The sequence below is a fragment of the Luteimonas viscosa genome (assembly GCF_008244685.1).
In the GTDB taxonomy this organism is placed as follows: Bacteria; Pseudomonadota; Gammaproteobacteria; order Xanthomonadales; family Xanthomonadaceae; genus Luteimonas; species Luteimonas viscosa.
The window spans coordinates 417,719-436,946 of sequence record NZ_VTFT01000002.1; the positions used below are offsets into that span (position 1 = coordinate 417,719).

Genomic DNA, 19,228 nt, shown 5'->3' on the forward strand with positions numbered 1-19,228 from the left:
CAGTACGTACACGCTTGGCGGCTATTCGGCTAGCTTCTCGCTTGGGCCACGCCCTGCGCAGAATCCTTCCAATGCAGACCTCCAACGCGTTCGGGATTCGACGGGATGCGAAGGTTCAGACGATTGAAAAAATATACGTGATCAACCTCGACCGTGAGCCAGATCGGTGGTCCCGCGTAAAGCAAGAGCTTAAACGCATACGAGATCCATTCGGCAATGATCTTCTAAGGCTCACGGAACGGTACGCTGCCGTGGATGCGAGGGCGTTTGTGCAGGAGCCCCCGAAAGACGCGGACGTGGATCCTTATTACACGCTGGCAGACCAGCTTTTTGTCGAGCCTCAACCGCAGACACTTCCAACGCGATTTGAGCTTGACGCGCCGATTCGAATGAGCAGAGCTGAGGTAGCTGTTGCTAGATCTCATATTGAGGTTTGGAGGCGCATTGCGCAAGGGGCGCAAGAACATGTTCTCGTCTTAGAAGACGACGTGTGGTTTCACCCGCGTTTTGCACATCATCTGGACCAAGTCTGGAAGGATGTCGCGACCGCAGAAGGAAATCACGAGGGATTTGACCTACTTTATATTTCTTACGCGGAGGCGACGCACGGCGCTCCGAAAGCTTTTGTATCGACCCATGCGTTCAAGCCAGTGCGGGGCCTGTGGCACCTGTCCGGATACATTATTTCCCGAAGGGGCGCAGAGAAGCTTCTTCGTTTATTGCCCTGTCGTGGACCAGTCGATCTTTGGATCAATCAACAGTTCAGCGTACTGAATGTAATCGCAACGAAACGTTCGATTGCCCCCCAAAGAAGAGACGCCTTCTCGGCAAACTCTTACTCGATTCTTCCCGCCCTCTCTACAATCGGTGCGATCAACAGTGAGGGCGCGGCTTTGTTCCACGCTCGTCCGAGTCAGCGGCCCGTTTTTGCATTCGGCGTAGCTAATTCGGGCCTAACGTCTCTTGCGATGGCATTGTCCATGCTCGGGTACCGATGCTGCAGCGATCTGGAGGACCTGCCGTTCGAGGAGTTGAAGCTGCTTCGCGAAGGCAGCGTTGATCGGGTCTTCGATGCGTACGTTAACGTGGGGTGCCTCGAACCGATAATCGGCGAGATTCGATGCAGCTATCCCCAGGCAAAATTCATCGTGACGGCCTCCTCAAGTCACGCCGCTAGCCAAGCCGTTCGCAGTATTTCGACCGGCTTCGAAGTCGCGGACGTCATCGTATTTGATCCTGAGAACGTCAACGCTTGGCGGATTCTCTGCGAGTACCTCAGGTGCGCCCCCCCTGCATGCTCATTCCCAAAATTAGACGACTTGGGGCAACGCCACACTGTCGAAGCATGCCCGCAACCTGTCAGCGCCAAAGGGCGCCCGATGCCTGAACGGGACCGCTCCCCGTGGGTTGTTGAGTCGGGTCGTAGCCGTTGGCTAGGTATTCGGGTTGAACCGCCAGCGCCGGAGAGCGACGGCCATTGGATCGAGGTCGATTGCTCGGCGGGACTGGACCCGCTTCGCTGGACTGCACGTACGGACACGTTCACGAGCAACTTGGCCTTGTTCCGTCCGCTGAACGTCGAGTTCGACGGTGTTGGGGGCGCAATGATCCAGATACGACGAGAAATGTTAGGTGTTCGACAGTACAGCGCAGGCGCCCTGACCAGTCATGCTGATCACCTGTTCGGGAGGTTCGAATCAACTTTCCGGGCGTCAAGCGTGCCAGGGGTAGTCACAGGCTTCTTTCTTCATCGAAACTCCCCGCATCAAGAAATCGATATTGAAATTGCCGGCAATATGCCGGATCGCCTCATTGTCAATGTGTTCTACAACCCCGGCGGAGAAGGCGCTCCGTTCGACTACGGCTACCGAGGTGCTCCAAGCCACATCGAATTGGGCTTCGACGCTTCGAAGGGGCTGCATCGGTATGCCATCGAGTGGACCCCGTGGGAGATCCGATGGTGGGTTGATGATCGACTAGTTCATCGGCGTGTGCTCTGGGATCCAACCCCGATTCCACATTTGCCGATGAAACTGCACTTCAACACTTGGCCTTCTCGTTCCACTCAGCTTGCCGGGCGGCTTAACCCACGACGGCTTCCGTCTATCGTCCAAGTTCAGTCGATTCGCGCAATGGCGCACGCCCCGTCGTTGCTTTGGCAAGAGGATCGACTTCTCACAGCGCCGGACCGGCCAGTTGTCACCGGAGTTGCCCCATGAAAATACTCTCCTACAACCCTGGCCACGATGGCGCATTTGCGTATGTCGAAGATGGCCGCTTGCTGTTCTCAATGGAGGCCGAGAAGGGGTCGAAGTACCGGCATTCATCGCTAGCTGTTCCCGATGCATTCGATGCACTTGCCGAGCTGAATGCCGTTCCCGACGTGCTATGCAAAGGAGGCTGGTGGCCCGGCGACTCTCCGCGCTGGTCGGAAGAGGGCGCCGGCTACCGCGGAAGCGATTACAGTCAGGTGCTTGTGAGCAAGAAGCGTTTTCTGGGAAAGACTGTCGACTTCTTCTCATCGTCCCATGAACGCTCGCATCTTCTGTGCGCGTTTGGAATGTCCAATCTACCGATGGGCACCCCCTGCTACGCGCTGCTTTGGGAGGGCGTTATCGGGGCGTTTTACGAGATCGATACAGAACTAAACGTGACGAAGATTGGCGAGGTGATGCCGGAGCCTGGCCATCGCTACGCCATGCTCTACGCATTAGCTGATCCGACATTCGATAAAAACACAGCGGAATTCTCCCGACTTTCTGACGCCGGAAAGCTAATGGCCCTCGCTTCGTTCTCGACAAGAAGCCTGCCATCGAGTGAAGAAGAGAAAATTGCATCTTTTCTCTTACAGGATTGCCAGCACCTTAGGCCGTGCGAGCTTGAAGCGTTGAAAGGCATGCGGTACTACAACGTAGGGCTGGAAGACCCTGAATTTCGCAACTTTTCAGGCATATTCAGCGACCGTTTGTTCGACCGATTTCATCAGTTCGCAGCGGCGAATCTGAGGCGGGGCATGCCGTTGTTGATAACGGGAGGCTGTGCGCTTAACTGCGATTGGAACACGAAGTGGAGAGAGTCAGGATTGTTTCGCGACGTGTTCGTCCCCCCAGTCGCAAACGATTCTGGCTCAGCAATTGGCACTGCTGTTGATGCGCAGTTCCATTTTACCCGCAACGCAAAAATTACGTGGGACGTATATTCTGGGTTGGCTTTTCAGTTCGACGAGCCTGTTGACAGCGCTCAGTTCGATGAGTGGAAGCCGAACGTTGCGACAGTTGCCGCAATGCTGGCCCGTGACTTGATAGTCGGATGGGTGAGCGGCCGCTACGAGATCGGGCCGCGCGCCCTTGGTAATCGATCTATATTGGCAGCCCCATTTAGGTCGAGCACGAAAGAACGGCTGAACGTCATTAAGCAGCGCGAGCAGTTTCGCCCAATTGCTCCCGCGTGTTTGGAGGATGAAGCTGAGAAGTGGTTTGGGTGCACGATCCCAAGCCCCTTCATGCTTTACACGTATAGTGCCTCCACGGAGGGGCTGGCCGCGGTGACCCATGTAAACCGTACTGCGCGAATCCAGACGGTGTCGGAGCGGACCAATCCTCCGTTGTTCGGGTTGCTGAGTGCCTTCAAGGCGCTGACGGGTTATGGCGTGTTGTGCAATACATCTCTGAATTTCAAAGCCAAAGGCTTCATTAACTCGATGTCCGAACTTTCGGCTTACACATTGCAGCATCAGCTTGACGGGTTTGTGGTCGAGGGACGGATTTTTATGCTGAAATCGTCTATGAGGTACCAGGGATACCTGCGTGAATGCGTGGAGCCTCCCGAAATTATTGCAGCGACCTGACAATCGCCTGTGCGATGACGAACGCCCGCTCTTGGCCGGTAGCGGACAGTCGCTGCTGGCCTCTAGTCAAGACGGATCCCCGCAAGCGGGCCGGTGACTACCCCAACAACCCCCGCAAATTCTTCAGTTCCTCCGCCGCCCCTTCTTCAATGCCTTCAGCTGCGGCGCCACCACCTCCGTATCGGGCCTTGCAACGCAATGACGATTGGCACGTGGACGATCGGCACGCGCGGGCGCGCGGTCATCGGCGCACTTTGGGCGCCAGGGGTCCGATTCCGGGGAAGTCATCATGCGTCGACGCAACAGGCTGCTGCTGGGATTGTTTGGCGTGCTGACCGCCGCGGGCGTGGTGTTCGCCGTGGTCCTCAGTCGCGATGCGGCCTGTCCGCCTGCTGCCGCACTGTCGCAGACCGGCGACTCGATGCAGGCGATCCGCGTGCATTGCTACGGGGGGACCGAGGCGCTGCGGCTCGAACACGTGCCGCGGCCGGTCCCGGCCGAGGGCGAATTGCTGGTGCGCGTACGCGCCGCCGGCGTGAACCCCCTGGACTGGCATTACCTGCATGGCAAGCCGTATGTGATGCGCCTGTCTTCGGGCTTCGGTCGGCCGGAGAATCCGCGCGCCGGCGTCGATTTCGCCGGCACGGTCGAGGCGGTGGGGCCTGCCGTGGACGGCTTCAAGCCCGGGGACCGGGTCTTCGGGGCCGCCAGCGGAGCGTTCGCAGAGTACGTCGTGGTGGACGCGAGCCGAAGCGTGGTGCAGATACCCGACAACATCGATTTCGAACAGGCCGCCGCCGTTCCGATCGCGGCGATCACCGCGTTGCAGGCGCTGCGCGATGCCGGTCGGCTGCAGCCCGGGCAGAAGGTCCTCATCAATGGCGCCTCTGGCGGCGTCGGCACCTTCGCGGTGCAGATCGCCAAGGCCCTCGGCGCCCAAGTGACCGGCGTCAGCAGTGCGCGCAACACGGAACTGGTGCGCTCGCTCGGCGCCGACCACACCATCGATTACGCGCAGGAGGACTTCACCCGCGGCGGCCCGCGCTACGACCTGGTGATCGACAACGTCGGCAACCATCCGGTCGCCGCCTTGCGGGCGGCCCTGCAGCCGGAAGGCACCCTGGTCATGGTGACCGGGCCGAAGGACAACCCGTGGATCGGTCCCGTGGGCCGCATGCTGGCCACCCGGCTGACCGCATCCTTCGCCAGCCAGACCCAGGTGACGCTGTTCGCCAGCGCCAACAAGGACGACCTGGCCGTGTTGCGCACCATGCTCGAAGCCGGCAGCGTGCGCCCGGTGATCGACCGGCGCTTTCCCCTGGACCAGGTGCCCCAGGCCATCGAATTCCTGGAACAGGGCCGCACGCGCGGCAAGAGCCTGATCACGATGGGGGACTAGTCGTCCCGCTTCGGCCGGTGGCGGACGGGAGGGGCCGCCACGGGTTTCACCCCAGCAACCCCCGCAGCTTCTTCAGTTCCTCCGCCGCGCCCTTCTTCAACGCCTGCAGCTGCGGCGCCACCTCCTTCGACACCTTGGCCGCCGCGCTCGCGCGGGTGGCCACCGTGTCCAGCCGTCCGCGCAGCGCCGTGTCCTCGTCGGACAGCTTCTTGATCGCGGCGCTCTTGAACAGCTTGTTGAACTCCTTTTCCTGCGCCTCGTTCGCGACCAGGGCGTCGGTGGCGCGGGTGGTGCCGTCGCGCAGGGCGGTGGTCACCTCTTTGGCGAAGAGGTCGAAGCCGTCGTCGCCGGCCTTGTCGCCTTCTGCCTGGTAGCTCGGCGAGTCGGGTAGCAGCAGCACGGCGCCCTTGCCCACGCGCTGCAGGTCGAGGTGGGGGTTGAGGGCGCGCAGGCGGTCGAGCGCGGCGGGGGCGTGGTCGCCGTCCTTCACCAGCTGGGCGGTGAGCGCCTGCAGCGAGGTGTCCTGCTTGATCACGAGGAATCGCATGGGGGGCTCCGTCAGGCGTTGAGGTTGAACGGCTGCCACTGCGTGGGCAGGGGATCGATGCCGTGGGTGGTGATGTTGCCGAGCGCGGCCACGGACTGGCTGACCAGCTGCACGCTGGGCTTGGTGACGCTGCGCACGCGGTTGGCGTTTAGCACCAGCACCGGGGCGACCAGGCGCACGGCGGGGTTCTGGGCGTTGTCGAACAGTTCGCAGCAGTTGTCGCTGAACATGATCTCGCCGCCGGCGCGCACTTCCACCGCCACCGAGCCGCCGCGCGCGATCAGCATGTTGCCGATCACGGTGGCCACCGAGCCGCGCGCCAGCACCGAGGCGGCCAGCAGGTCGGTGGCGGCGGTGGCGATGTAGGCGCGGTCGCCGGACAGCACCAGGGTGCGGCGCGTGTCGAGGCGCACGGTGGAGACGTTGACGGTGTGGTGCACGGCCGCGGCGGCGGCGGTGAGGTCGAGGTCGGCCACGGCGCCGGCGTCGTTGACCCCGCGCGAGGCCACGCCGCCCACCAGCAGGGCATACCAGGCGCCGCTGCCGGCCTGGGTCTGGTCGTCGCGCTGCACCTGGTTGTGGGCGATCTCGGTGCGGTCGAGCGGGGCCTGCACCAGCAGGCCCACGCCGGCGCCGTTGAAGTCGCCCACCGGGCCGATGCCGCTCACCTCGTTGCCGTGGATGCGCGAGCGGGTGACGCCGGTGGCGACGATGCCGGCCGACAGCGAGATGCGCTGCTGCGCGTTGCGGGCGATGTCGCGCACCTGGTTGCCGGCGATGGTGGCGGCGGCGGTGCGCAGCACCGAGATGCCGGCGACGATGGCGCGATCGGCATCGCCGGGCGCGCCGGTGATGTCGCGCACGTGGTTGTTCTCGATGCTGGCGGAGTCGGATTCGGCGTCCTCGGCCATCACGATGCCGTTGCCGCAATCGCGCACCACGTTGAGCTTGGCGATGAGGTCGCCGATACGCGCGCGGATGGCGATGCCGGTGTTGCGGAAGCCGCTGACCTGGTTGGCGAGCACGTGCACCTGGCTGGCGCCGGCGCGGTCGAGCCCGGGCACCAGGGCGATGCCGTCGTTGCCGTCCACGTGCGGGGTGTCGCCGGTGCCGTGCACGCGGTTGCTCTCGATCCAGGCGTTGCCGGTGCCGCACACGATGCCGTGGCCGGTGAGGTTGAGGTTGTTGCCCTCCACGCGCAGGGAACTGCCGGCGGTGGCCAGGCCGAGCACGCGGATGCCGTTGGACGGACAGTCGGTGAACTGGTTGTCGCCGATGCGGCTGTCCCACAGGTGGCCGACGCTGCCGTCGAACACGATGCCGTTGCGCTGGCAGGCGAGGATGTTGTGCTCGATCGCCAGCGCGCCGAGCAGGGCGAAGGCGGGGGCGCCTTCGTTGGCGGTCTCGGTGCGGATGCCGTCGGGGGCGACGAACAGGTTGTCGCGGAGGGTGATCCCCGCGCACAGGCCCGACAGCGCCACGGCGGCGCTGCGCCGGTCGCGGATGCCGTCGTAGGCGAACACGATCAGCTCGCGCAGGGTGACGCCCAGCGCGGTCTGGATGCGGATCGCGGATTCCAGGCCGGCCGAGAGCACCGAGAGCTTCTCGATGCAGAGTGCCATGCCGGTTTCCACCACGAAGGCCGAGCCGGCGGCGGTGACGATGGTGGTGGCGCCCTGGCCGCGAATGGTGATGGCGCGCGCGCCGCGCAGGAACACCGGCTCCTGCAGCGCGTAGTTGCCCGGGGTGAGGCAGACGGTGCCGCCGCGGTCGCGCAGGCGGTCGACGGCGGCCTGGATGGTGAGCTGGCCGCTGGCATGCGATTCGGGGGTGACGCACTGGCTGCAGCCGCAGTCGTCGCCGCCACCGGGCGGCCAGGGCGTGCGGCAGTCGCTGACGCTGCCCGAGGCGATGTCCCAGATGCCCAGGCGCGCGTAGTGGTGGTGGGTGCCGCGCGGGGGTGCCGCTTCGAGCGGTTCCACGCTGGCGTCGGCGGTGCGGGCGGCGAAGGTCCACCAGTCGCCGCGCTTGAAGCCATTTGTGCCGGCGCTGGCGAAGGAGACGGTGACGCCGTGTTCCAGGATCAGCTCGGTACCGGCGGCGGGCACGGCGATGAGTCCGGTGGAACCGGGGGCATCGAGATCCTGCAACTGCGCGGTGTTGCCGGCACCGGTGACGCGGAATACCTTGCCGGCCTGGTCCCAGCGGCGCACGCGCAGGTTGCGCTGCGCGGGCAGGGCGTCGTCGGGGAAGGCGGGCGGCAGCATGTCGGCAGGCAGCGCGGGCGCAAACGTGGCGCGGCGGTTGCCGGGATCCTCGATCGAGATGCGGCGGATCTCGGCGGGCAGCTGCGCGAACTCGCGCGCATCGTCGAGGATCTCCACCCAGTCGCCGTCGCGCAGGCCCAGCACCTCGTCGCGGCCGAGGGTCTCGAGTTCCAGTTCGGTGGCCGACACGAACGCGGCCACCCGCGCGCCGACGCTGGCGTTCTCGCGCGACCACTTGAAGGTGGCGCCGCCGCCGGGCAGGCCGGGGTCGTGGATCTCGACGCGGTAGAGCTGGTTCTCCAGGCCGCGGTAGCCGCCGGTGGGCGGCAGCTCGCAGGGGTCGCTGAGCGGCGGGACTTCGTAGGTGCCGGTGGTCAGGCGGCCTTCGCTGGGCGCGGTGAGGGCGCTCCAGCCGGGCAGTTCGCCGTCGGGCGTGGCGCAGCTGGCGCCGGTGCCCAGCTGCGAGTCCAGCACGCGCACCTGCCACACCGTCTGCAGGCGCGAGCTGGCGTCGACCCCGACCGCGCTTTCGACCAGGGACGGGTCCTCGAGCGCGGTGACCTCGCGGTTCCACGCGTCGAGGTAGACCAAGCGGCGGCCGGCGGTGGGCAGGTCGGGCGCGTCCGTCAGATACGGCTGGGCGGTGTAGTCGAGCGGATCGAGCGCGTGCGGTTCGGCCAGCAACGGATCGAACGCGGCCTCGCCGCCGCCGTGGTTCTCGGCGAGCAGGCCGTCGACGTACATCCGCCCGCGGCCGATCTGCAGGCCGCCGCCGCTTGCCGTGATGCGGAAGGCGTCGGGCGTGGTCTGCGATACGGTGGAACGGCCGAGCACGTCGCTGGCGAGCGCGCGCAGGCGCCGGTCGAGCACGGCAACCAGTTCGTTGGCATCGGCATCGAGCAGCACGCCGCCCTGCTTGAGTTGCACGCCGGACCAGTCGAGCAGGGGATCGTGGCGGATGCGGGACAGGTCAGTGGCCATGGGACGACTCCATCGAAGGCAGATCGGAAGGCAGGATCAGGTGGCGTGGAACAGGCCCGCGCGCAATCCGTGGCGCAGGTATTCGTCGAGGCGGATGCGCAGGTTGGCTTCGCGCTGCGGCTGGGCGAGGGCGTGCATCACGCCGATCTCGCCCTCGTCGCTGGCGCCGCGCAGGATCGCCGCGGGCGTGCTGGCGCGCAGCTGCATGTAGGCCGGCTGCCCGTAGCGCAGCGCGTTGAAGTGCGGGCGCACGCGGGGGTGCGCGTCGTCGGGCAGGCAGCGGTAGCGGCGCGGCGCGATCGAGTCCGCCGGCAGCCAGCAGAAGCGCACGCAGCCGTGCTGGGTACGCTGTGCGCGCACGGGCGCGAGCCAGTCGTCGCCTTCTGCCAGCGCCGCATGGAAGATCGTGTCGGACGCGAGTTCGATGGTGCGCGCATGCAGCTTGCCCACCAGGGTGCTGTCGCGGATGGTGAGGGCGCCGCCGGCGGAGGCGTCGTCCGGCGCGGCGTAGGCCACGGCGGTCGGCGTGCCGGCATCGACGATGCAGTCGACCAGCTCGACCTCGGCGCCGGGCGCCACGCGCAGGGCGCCGGTGATGCAGTGTTCGAGGCGCACGTTGGCGAAGGGATGTTCGATCACCAGGCTGGGCACGCCGGACGAGGCCGCGCTGCCGTCGGACAGCAGCGACAGGCCCGGCACCAGCGTGCAGTGGCGCAGCACGAGGGTGCGGGTGGCGTCGTCGCCGGCGTCGGGCAGCACCAGCGCGCCGCCGGAGATCACCAGGCCGTCGAGGACGAGACTGGCGCCGGCGCCGATGTCGAGGGTGATGTCGCCGCTCGCAGCGAGCAACGGGCGCGCGCCGTTGCGGGCCGCGACGACGACGGTGGCGTCGTCGTCGGGATTGGCGGGCGCGTCCACGGTCAGCGTGGTGGGCGCGGTGTAGGTGAGGCTGTCGCCGATGCGCAGGCGGCCGCCGGCGGCAATCGCGTCGAGATGCGGCTGCAACGCTTCGCCGGCCATCGCCTCCACCTGCAGCGCGAGCGCCTCGCCCTCGGGCACGCGTTCGTACTCGCCGCCGCCGAGCATGCGCGCGAAGCCGTGGTGGAAGCTGGCGCGCAGCGGGGCTTCGACATTCGCGCCCAGCACCACGCGGCCGCGTTCCGGATCGATCGCGACGCGATCGTCGGGAATGGTGTCCTGATGGTTCCAGTCGCCGCCGGGCAGATCGCGCAGATCGGCGATCACGATCTCCGCCACCGGCACCGGCTCCCAGCTGTCGGCTTCCGCGCCGGGGCGCAGCAGGACCAGGCTGTCGCCCAGGCCGTAGTCGTGGTCGATGGTGGCTGGGTCGGCCGCGTCCTGTGCCGCGCGCACCGCCGCGGCCATGTCGCGCACGTCCAGCGGTGCGGCGACATGCACCGGCGCGCTGAGCGTGACGATCGAGTCCTCGCTGCGCGGCCGCCGGAACAGCGCCAGGTCGGCGCCGAGCGGATCGAGCCGGAAGCGGGTGCCGCCGGCATCGTCCGGGTGCGGCACCAGCGGGATGCCGGTCAGCGGCAACGCCAGCAGCCGCCACGTGAAGATGCCGATGTTGGGGATGTTGTAGCGGCCGCCGCCGGATTCGGCCGTGGCCTGGGGCGCGCGCAGGTCGGGGGTGTGCGCGGTGGTGTTGAAGGCGCCGCCGAGCGCGCGCATCGCCGGCTGCGAACGCAGGTCGGCGGTGGCCATCGCGTGCGGGCGCAGGTGCTTCATGTACTGGGTGGCCGCCAGCTGCTCGAAGAACTCGGCCACGTGCGCGGGCCGGCCGAGCAGGTCGCGCGCCAGTTGCTCCAGCATCAGCGCGGTGCCTTTGCGGCGGCGGTAGGCGATGGTGTTCGCCACTTCGGCACGCGGCGACGCGACCTCGGCCGCGATGCCGGCGAGCGGGCGGTAGCCGATCAGGTCGCCGATGTAGGGCACCACCCAGTCGGCGCAGGTTTCGATGAACTGGTCGTCGTAGAGCTGCTCGACGTCCTCCTCCAGCGCCTCGAGTTCGCGTGCGAACAGCGCGACCAGGGCGCGCAGCGGCTCGCCCAGGGCATCGTCGCGGATCCGGTGGATGGCCGGCAGCAGTTCGTAGAGGCGCTGCGCATCGAGGCTCATGGCATGGTCTCCAGTCGCGTCAGCGGACCCGGATGCAGCGTCAGCAGTTCGGCAGGGCGCGGCAGGCCGCCCGCTACCCGCATGCGCGAGGCCAGCAGCCGCACCTGGCGCGAGGGCAGGGTCTGGGCGAAGGGCGAGGTGCCGCCGTAGAGCAGGTCGAGGTCGATCGCGACCACGCCGGGCACCGCGTGCGCCACCGACACCACTTCGGACTGCTGCACCGGCTGCCCGAGCTCGCGGCGGTCGAACGAGAAGGCCTCGCGCAAGGCGGCCTCGACCGCGGCGAGCACGGTTGCGGGGTCGTGCGCCGGATCGCACTTCACCTTCAGGCCGATGCGGAAGGTGCTGGCCACGTAGCCCATCAGGCGCACGGAGACATGCGGGTCGCCGCCGGCGGTGAGCGCGTCGCGCAGGTTGGCCCACACCGGGTTGCTCTCGGCGAGCAACGCGCCGTCCTGCCCGGCGACGGTGATGGCGATCACCGGGCCATGCGCGAGCTGCAGCACCTGCGCCTGCGCCTTGGCGATGCCGGCATAGGCGCGCGCGAAGTCGGCATAGTCGAGCACTGACACCACCCGGCCCAGGGTACGCGTGCCGAGCGGGATCGAGCTACGCGCGTGCGCGGCCGGTTCCGGATCGGTACCGCCCTCGGCGGCGCCCGGGTTGGCGACCCCTTTCACCCCGAGCGGGCGCGTCATCAGCTGGGTCAGCGATTCGGCGCGCACGTTGCCTTCGGCGCCGGTGCCCTTGCGGTAGCTGGCGCGCACGTTCTGGCTGCCGCTGGGCAGGCGCGCGCCGCGCTCGCCGTCGCCGAACTGCAACCAGTCGCGTCCGGCCTCGTCGGTGCGCAGGGTGTAGGCGTGGTCGCCGGGCGCGGCGCCGTACAGGCTGTCGCGCTGTTTCCACTCGATGCCGCCGACGCGCACGGTGAGCTCGCTGGCGGCGCCGAGTTCGTTCGCGGCGGCGCGCCAGGTGAGCGGCGCCTGCTTCAGTTCGAAGCGCTGGTGCGCCTGGCTGGCGCTGCCGGAGCCCAGCACCTGGGCGACGGTTTCCCCGTGGCGCGCGGCGGCGACGTTGGCGAGCACCGTCACCGACTCGCGCTGCAGCGGTGCGGGCAGGGGCGGGTCGATGTCGAGCAGGGCGCCGCCGGCATCGCTGCGGGCCGGGGCGGTGAGCGTGGCGCGGTGAACGATGGACTGGCCGCTGGTTGCAGTGCCCTGGACGATGATGCGGCGGCCGACTTCGAGCCCGTCCGGCGCCACGGCGACGGGAACCGTGTCGCCGGAGACCGCCGTGGTGACGGGCGTCTGCGCCAGGACGAGTTCCTCCGACTGTGCGAACACCTTGAGCGTGCGGACCTTCTTCTCGAAGCGGTCGTACTGGTCGCCGGCCAGGCGCAGGCGCGTGGATTTGCCCGACAGCGCGAATTCCGCGCGCGCCACTTCGCTCGCGCCATCGACGCGGTACAGCTCGACATAGGTGTCCACCGGCGCGGGATCGCTGGCGGCGTCGTAGGCGCCGTAGGCGAGCACGGCGTAGCCGCCGGGCGCGATCGCGGGGTAGGCGGCGTCGAGGTCGACGTGACCGCCGTCGGCGGTGGGGCCGGCAGGCGAGACGACGAAGTCGGGCCAGCCATCGTCCGCGATGTCGAGCGTGGCGGAGAGGCCGGGATGGGCCACGCTGTCGATTTCGTGCAGCTCGCGATCCGCACCGATACGGAGCGCGGCCCGCATGAACACCGGCGTGGTGCCCGTGTAGTCGTTGCGGAAATCCTGCGGCATCGTCCGCCACATCGGCGCGTTATGGCCGAACACCGAGGCGCGCTGGCGCAGCGCGTACACGCGCACGTCGTCGCCGGCGGGCGACATCGCCGGCGACAGCGAACCGAGCGCGCGCTTCCACGAAACCCGGGTACGGTCGTAGTCCGGTTCGGCCAGCACTTCGCTGAGGATGCGGAAGTCCCAGCGGTTGCTGGCGGGGTCGGCATCGAACTCGGCGCCGACCACCAGCAGCGCGTCGCCGGGCTTGAGCCCCGTGGCGACGCCGTGCAGCCAGAGCGTGCGGTCGCCCATCGCCGGCAGCCGCGGGCGCGACAGCCACGGGCGCATCGCGCTCCACTCCGGACGCGCGGCGATCGCTTCCACCGTCTCGAAGGTCTGCGGCTTCTCGTCCGGCCCCGGCACGCTCTGCACCTTGAGTCCGGCATCCAGCTGCACCTGCGTGGGGATGCCGGTGACGAACATCCCCGGCTCCTTAGGCGCGCCCGGCGGCGGCTCGCGCGGCGGCTCCAGGGTGAAGGCCAGCCAGGTCTCGGCAGCGATGCCGGGACGCAGGCGGTAGCCGATCAGCCGGCCCATCTCCTGCAGCGAGACGCGTTCGGTGGCGGTGCGCAGCCAGGATTCGTTGGCGATGCGCTCCTGGTAGAACGCGAGCACGTCGGCGCTGCAGGCGAAAGCGTCGATCAGGCCGAGGGTGAAGTCGTCTTTGTCGCGGGTGAGCAGGTTCGAAAGCGGACTGGCTTTCGGCTCGACGGGGTCCGCCGGATCGACGGGCTCGGCGGGATCAATCAGCAGGGTCGAATCGGACAGGCCGTCGATCAGGCTTGAACGGAAATCGGGATGGCGGCCGATCCGGTAGGCTACCGCGTCCAGCCCGTGGCGGTTGGCGTGCGCCTGCGGGGTGGCCGCATCGATGCCCTCGCAGCAGCCGCAGGCCTCGCTGCCCGGCGGCGGCGCGACGCTGCCGGCCTTCGCGTCGGGACGCAGTGCGCTCATTGCCCGCCTCCTGCCGACAGCGACAGCTTTCCGCGTTCGCGGAAGTTGGGATTGTTCGCGAGCTGGGCGATCTCGAGCCGGTCGAGCCGGATCACGCCTTCTTCCAGCGAGGCCGCGCTGCCATTGACCAGGCGGCGGAAGCGGTCGACGCGCACCGAGGCCACGCCGGCGACCGCCTGCGCGGTCGCGACCACGCTGCTCAGGTAGACCGGATCGCCGAAGCTGAAACGGTCGGGATGGAACAGCCCGAGGCTGCCGTCGGGATGCAGGCGCGCACTGAGCGCGCGTTCCACCGCCGCCAGCACGTCGCTGCGGAAATAACCGGGCTTCACGCACACATGCAGGGCGAGATCCAGCGGCACCATGCGCGGCGCGTCGACGGCGACGTCGTAGCCGGCCATGCGGTAGCGCTCCAGGTGCCGGCGCAGCTGCGAGCGGAACGGCGCGTCGACCGCCGCGCCACCGGGGCGGTCGGCGCTGACGAACACGCTGTACCAGCTGCCGGTCCAGCGGAAGGTCGCGGCGGCGCGGCCGACCTCGGGGCTGCGCTCGCTCACGGCCGCGTAGTCGTCGGCGGTGACCGCGCGTTCCTGGGTACGGAACGCGTGCGGCGCGTCGCGGCGCGCGGCTTCCACGTCCTCGGGCGCGGTGCCGCCGGCGGCGGGCATCGGGTTGCCGATCGCCTCGATGGCGGTCGGATCGGGCGGCGGGTCGGGACCGTCGGCATACAGCGCCGGATCGAACACCAGGTGCGCGAGCGCGTCGGCGCCGATGTTGCCGGACACGCCGTTGCCCACGCGGTAGCGCGCGCGCAGGCGGGTGCCGGGATTGGGACGCTTGCCGTTGCGGTCGTCGCCGAAACGCAGGCGGGTGCGGCCGTCGTGCTCGGTCTCGACCACGAAGTGCGGCGCGCCGGCATCGCTGCCGAGCAGGTCGTGGCGCGGGCTCCACGGCGGCAGTTGCGGATCATCCTCGAGCAGCGCGATGCGCGGCAGCGCATGCCGCGGGTCGAGCGGCAGCAACTGGCTCGCGGGCCACAGCGGCGCCGGGGTGTCGTCCCGGGTCGCGGCCAGCAGGTCCGCCAGCGCGAAACCCTGGGTGACCGGCTGCGAGGCCAGCCAGGGGCGGTAGCGCACCGGCACCGGCACCCGCTCGCGCGTGCCGCAGCGATCGGCCTGCGATGCGCCGGGCGCGTAGCGGCGCACCGCGTCGGGCACCTCGGGTAGCGCTTCGTCGGGTAGCGTGTGGCCGTGGTCGGCGAGCACGATGTTGCCGCGCGCGACCGCGAACACCAGCTCCGGATGCGATTCGACGCCCAGGCACAGCGGGAACGGCAGCGCGTCGGCCGGCGCCCATTCGATGCGGGTGACCTCGCGCGGCTCATCGACGGCGGGCTCTTCGAACAGGCCGCCAGAAGGATCGATTGCGGTGTCATCGACCCCGGTCAGCCGCACCGCCCAGCGATGGCCGCGATCGGCATCGTGCTCGGACAGCGTGGTCGGGCTGCGGGTTTCGACGAACACCAGCACGTCGCCGACCGCCAGCGGTGGCCGGCCGCGTAGCGTCGCGCTCGTCGCGCCGCGTGGCAGGCAGCAACCCGCATCCCCCCAGGTGTAGAAGAGGAGTTCATTGCGGTCGGCATGCAGGGTGACCGTGTGCGCGGTCTCGAACACCACCGGCGCTGCGGCCATCGCCTGGCGCGCATCGCGGCTGCCGGGCTCGATCACCGCGCCGATACCGGGCACCCGCGTGAGCAGCCGCGTGCCGCCCGCCAGCACTAGGTCGCCGCTGCCTTCGGCCAGGCGTACCTGGACCCAGGTGCGGGCGTTGCAGCCGTCGTGCAGGTGGTAGTCCACCAGGCGCGCGTGGCGGCGCACCGAGCTGCGGCGGCGTGCGGTGGACAGGTAGGCCTCGTTCGCCACCGCGTCCTGGCGGTACGACAGGTTGTCGGCGGCGTAGGCCAGCAGCTCGACCAGGGTGACGCCGAGGTCGGCCGCCGAGCGCTCGCGCCAACCCGGCACCAGCAGGTCCATGCGGTCGAGCATCAGGCGGCGGAAGCCGGGATAGTCGCGGGCGAGGTAGTCGATGTCGGGCGCGGCGGCCACCTCGGTGGGGCAGGGCAGCGATTGCGCGCAATCGAAATCGGAGGGGCATTCGACCTTGAACGAGAATTCGATCCGCGACAGCAGCGGATCGAAGCCGGCGGGCGGCTGGTCGTCGCCGGAGTTCGCCACCAGGGCCAGGGTGTAGCGCGAGAAGTCGCCTTCGCCGTCGGTGCGGATCACCAGGGTGCGCGCGGGATCGTCGAGGCCGTTCGCAAGGCCTGCTTCCGCTTCGGCCGGCAGGGCGTCCGCCGGCGCGCACCAGGCGATGCCGACGCGGGCGATGCGTTCGCCGCCATCGATGCGCAGGTTCTCCGGCGAGAGCGTGAATCCGTCGCGCAGCAGTCGCAGGAACAGCGTGCGCTGGCGCGCCACGCCCGGGGGCGCCGCGCGGTCGAGCACCTCGACGAAGTTGATCGCGTTGTCGCTCCCGGAGCGGCGCAGGACTTCCAGCCGGCGGGGATCGCAGCAGTGGTACCTCATGGCGCGCCGCCTCCGGGAATGTCGATCGCGGCGCTGGCGGTGCTGCCGTCGCGCAGCAGCCGGTAGTCGACGTCGACGCGCAGGGCGCCGTCGTCGTTGCCGATGCGCACCGCGTCGACCGCGATCAGGTGCGAGAGGTGCTGCTGCAGCGAGGACTGCACCAGCATCTGCGCGGTGGCCGCGACCGCGACGCTGTTGGGTTCGAACACCAGCTGCAGCAGGCCGGCGCCGAAGTCGGGGCGCATCACCCGCTCGCCCGGCGCGGTCAGCAGCACCTGGGCGATCAGGTCGCGCACGTGGTCGACGTCGTCGGTGCCGGCGGTGCGGCCGCTGCCGTCGAAGCGATAGGGGAAGTCGAGATGCGGCATGTCGTGCTCCTCAGGTCGCCAGCACGCGGGTCTGGCTGGCGACCGCCTGCATTCCGGTGCCCGTGGCGACGCACAGCGCGGTGCCGCCGACGATCGCCAGCGGCAGCCCGCCCGCGAGCACGCGGGTGGCGCCGACCACCCACTGGCCGGTGGCGCAGAACGGTCCGGACGACGTGGAGAGCGAGCAAGCTGCGATCACGTAGGGCGTGGTCACCTGCACCACCGGCTGCGCCGACACGCTCACCCGCGGGAACGGCATGGTCGGCACCGCGTTGCCCGCGTGCATGCACAGGACGGTGGCGCCGAGGTGGAGGACGGGCATCGGCATCTCACACCACCGTCAGCGCGCCGAGGTTGATGTCGACGGTGGGCCCGGTCATGTTGATCGTGGCGCCCTTGCCGTTGGAGATGACGATGCCAACATCGCTGACCGAGATCATCGCGCCGGTGCTGGTCTGGATCAGGATGCCGCCGGTGGGGCCGGGCACGTCGCTGATGACGAGGCCGTTCTTCGCAAGCGTCTGCAGGGTGATGCCCGACACGCCCGGCGGCACCATGCGCGCCATCACCGGCACGTCGGCCTCGGCATAGAAGCCGCCGACCCACACCGGGTAGTCCGGATCGCCGCGCTCGAACTCCACCCACACGCCGGCGCCGATCGGCGGCACGGTGAACATGCCCATGTTCATGCCCGCCACCGGCAGGCACGGCATCGCCCAGCTGCTGAGCAGGTTGCCGCCGACATCCGGCACCTCGACCATCAGCCGGCCCTTCATCAGCGGATCGATGTTGTTGCGCACCGAGCCGCGGAACTTGCCGTAGTGGCGCTCGCCGCTCATACCGGCACCGCCGGGACCGTGGAGATCAGCCCGTTGCGCGCCAGCGAGAAGCTCTGCTTGTAGGCGCCGCGCTCGATCTGGTGGCTGACGCTCTTGACGTAGTACAGGCCGTCGAACGGCAGACCGGCGCCGCGCACGCCGACCAGCCGTCGCGACTTCAGCAGGCGCCCGTAGCGCGAGACGTCGAGCTGGCCGCTGCCGAACACCGAATCGCTGTTCTGCCCGGCGAACGCCAGCCCCTTGGCCAGCGCGCCGGCGACGCTCATGTGCGCGGTGTCGGTGAGTTTCTCGATCTTCGGCGGCAGCGGCGGGATCGCGCCCAGGGGCGGATTGAGCGGGGTGATGTCGGGGATCGGCACGGGAATGCCGACCTTGCTGTTGCTCTCCTGGAAATAGACGATCGGCATCTTCTTGCGCTCGCGATCGAAGTTGAAACTGATCTGCTCGACGTTGGTCATCGCGTCCATGCCCGTGGTCAGCGCCGGCTGCGGTTCGCCCACGCGGATCTCCGGCCCCCAGTAGGCGAAGCTGGTGCCCGGCGCGGGGCCCGGTTCGAGGTAGAACACGTAGCCGGCCTCTGCCGCGAGGCGCTTGACGTAGGCGTAGTCGGAGCCCTGCTGGGTGGGAATGCGGTCGGTGGGCAGCGGCGGCTCGTCGACGATGCTGGGGATCACCAGCGGGATCACGCCGAGCGCGGCGTACTTGGACAGGATCAGCAGCACCCGCGCTGACGGCGGCATCGCCGGGAACGGCAGGCCGGGGATCTCGATCACATCCATCAGCGCGGAGAGGTCCTTGCCGCGCACCACGAGTTTTGACACGCCGCCGTCGCCGGGCACGGTGTCGACATGGGTGGCCATGCCGTCGACGATCACCTCGTCGCCGCCGTTGAGCGTCACCACCAGCACCACCCGCATCAGCGGCACGCCGCCCCCGCCACCGCTGACCAGGAACAGCGTGCGCAGCGGCGAGCGCGCCGGCAGCTCGAAGGTGAGCTCGAACCCGCCCTGCGCATCGCCCGAGCCGGCCTCGACCTTGGCCGAGACCAGCGCCTCCACCACCTCGCGCGGCGCCGCCACCGGCACCGGCCCCATCAGCAATGTGAGCTTGACGCCGCGCGGGTCCACTCAGCTGCCTCCCGAGGGGATCGCGACGCGCGCACCCGGCACGTCGGTGAGTTCGAACGGATCGGTGACCGCGTTCGCATCGGCGATCCGCCAGTACGACAGCGGGCTGCCGAGCGTGCGCGCGGCGAGCAGGTCGGGGCGGTCCACCGCTTCCACCACCGCCTCGACCGCGACCGCGATCGAATGCCGCTGCGGGATGAAGCGTCGCGCGACATACGCTACGGGTTCGACGCCCGGCGCGGGCGCGTGCAAGGCCAGCGGCACGCCGCGATAGCGGCTCAGCGGATCGAACGGCTCGCTCGGGATGGCGCCGGCGTCGATCAGCAACTGGATGGGATCGTTCATCGAAGCT

Annotated in this window: 13 protein-coding genes; 3 read left to right on the plus strand and 10 right to left on the minus strand. The window is 68.6% G+C overall.

Translation table 11 applies throughout. The annotated features are described in order from the left end of the window. Nucleotides 1-71 precede the first annotated feature (71 nt). From FZO89_RS16455 to FZO89_RS16465, 3 genes are all read left to right on the plus strand, one after another. Entirely contained in the window at nt 72-2,219 is a 2,148-nt protein-coding gene (locus FZO89_RS16455; protein ID WP_187471232.1) for a family 16 glycosylhydrolase, read from the plus strand. Beyond that, nucleotides 2,216-3,847: a carbamoyltransferase C-terminal domain-containing protein gene (locus tag FZO89_RS16460; protein WP_149104511.1), complete on the plus strand. Its 1,632-nt coding sequence runs from the start codon at nt 2,216-2,218 to the stop codon at nt 3,845-3,847. Before FZO89_RS16455 ends, FZO89_RS16460 begins: the two co-directional genes overlap by 4 nt. A gap of 289 nt (nt 3,848-4,136) precedes the next feature. Continuing rightward, nucleotides 4,137-5,246, plus strand: coding sequence for an NAD(P)-dependent alcohol dehydrogenase (locus FZO89_RS16465; RefSeq protein WP_222928164.1), 1,110 nt, complete (start codon nt 4,137-4,139; stop codon nt 5,244-5,246). Nucleotides 5,247-5,292: 46 nt separating this feature from the next. Here the strand turns inward: FZO89_RS16465 and FZO89_RS16470 are convergent, their stop codons facing one another. The 10 genes from FZO89_RS16470 to FZO89_RS16515 are packed head-to-tail and all read right to left on the minus strand — an operon-like array spanning nt 5,293 to nt 19,221. Further along, nucleotides 5,293-5,793 carry a hypothetical protein gene (locus FZO89_RS16470; RefSeq protein ID WP_149104512.1) on the minus strand — a complete coding sequence of 167 codons (501 nt, stop codon included), beginning with the start codon at nt 5,791-5,793 and terminating at the stop codon, nt 5,293-5,295. Nucleotides 5,794-5,804: 11 nt separating this feature from the next. After that, nucleotides 5,805-9,041 (minus strand): DUF6519 domain-containing protein, encoded by a 3,237-nt coding sequence (locus FZO89_RS16475; protein ID WP_149104513.1) that lies wholly within the window; start codon nt 9,039-9,041, stop codon nt 5,805-5,807. Between the two features lie 36 nt (nt 9,042-9,077). Continuing rightward, nucleotides 9,078-11,183 carry a hypothetical protein gene (locus FZO89_RS16480; protein ID WP_149104514.1) on the minus strand — a complete coding sequence of 702 codons (2,106 nt, stop codon included), beginning with the start codon at nt 11,181-11,183 and terminating at the stop codon, nt 9,078-9,080. Next, nucleotides 11,180-13,957: a putative baseplate assembly protein gene (locus FZO89_RS16485; protein ID WP_149104515.1), complete on the minus strand. Its 2,778-nt coding sequence runs from the start codon at nt 13,955-13,957 to the stop codon at nt 11,180-11,182. The genes FZO89_RS16480 and FZO89_RS16485 overlap by 4 nt, the downstream gene beginning before the upstream one ends. Continuing rightward, entirely contained in the window at nt 13,954-16,542 is a 2,589-nt protein-coding gene (locus FZO89_RS16490) for a putative baseplate assembly protein (protein ID WP_149104516.1), read from the minus strand. The genes FZO89_RS16485 and FZO89_RS16490 overlap by 4 nt, the downstream gene beginning before the upstream one ends. Beyond that, nucleotides 16,539-16,910: a GPW/gp25 family protein gene (locus FZO89_RS16495; protein ID WP_149104517.1), complete on the minus strand. Its 372-nt coding sequence runs from the start codon at nt 16,908-16,910 to the stop codon at nt 16,539-16,541. The genes FZO89_RS16490 and FZO89_RS16495 overlap by 4 nt, the downstream gene beginning before the upstream one ends. A gap of 10 nt (nt 16,911-16,920) precedes the next feature. After that, nucleotides 16,921-17,232: a hypothetical protein gene (locus FZO89_RS16500; RefSeq protein ID WP_262378747.1), complete on the minus strand. Its 312-nt coding sequence runs from the start codon at nt 17,230-17,232 to the stop codon at nt 16,921-16,923. A 7-nt stretch (nt 17,233-17,239) separates the two neighbouring features. Further along, on the minus strand, nt 17,240-17,749 hold the full coding sequence (locus tag FZO89_RS16505) for a phage baseplate assembly protein V (RefSeq protein WP_149104519.1): 510 nt from the start codon (nt 17,747-17,749) through the stop codon (nt 17,240-17,242). Next, nucleotides 17,746-18,876: a hypothetical protein gene (locus FZO89_RS16510; RefSeq protein WP_262378748.1), complete on the minus strand. Its 1,131-nt coding sequence runs from the start codon at nt 18,874-18,876 to the stop codon at nt 17,746-17,748. The genes FZO89_RS16505 and FZO89_RS16510 overlap by 4 nt, the downstream gene beginning before the upstream one ends. Beyond that, entirely contained in the window at nt 18,877-19,221 is a 345-nt protein-coding gene (locus FZO89_RS16515; protein ID WP_149104520.1) for a Base plate wedge protein 53, read from the minus strand. Nucleotides 19,222-19,228: the final 7 nt, after the last annotated feature.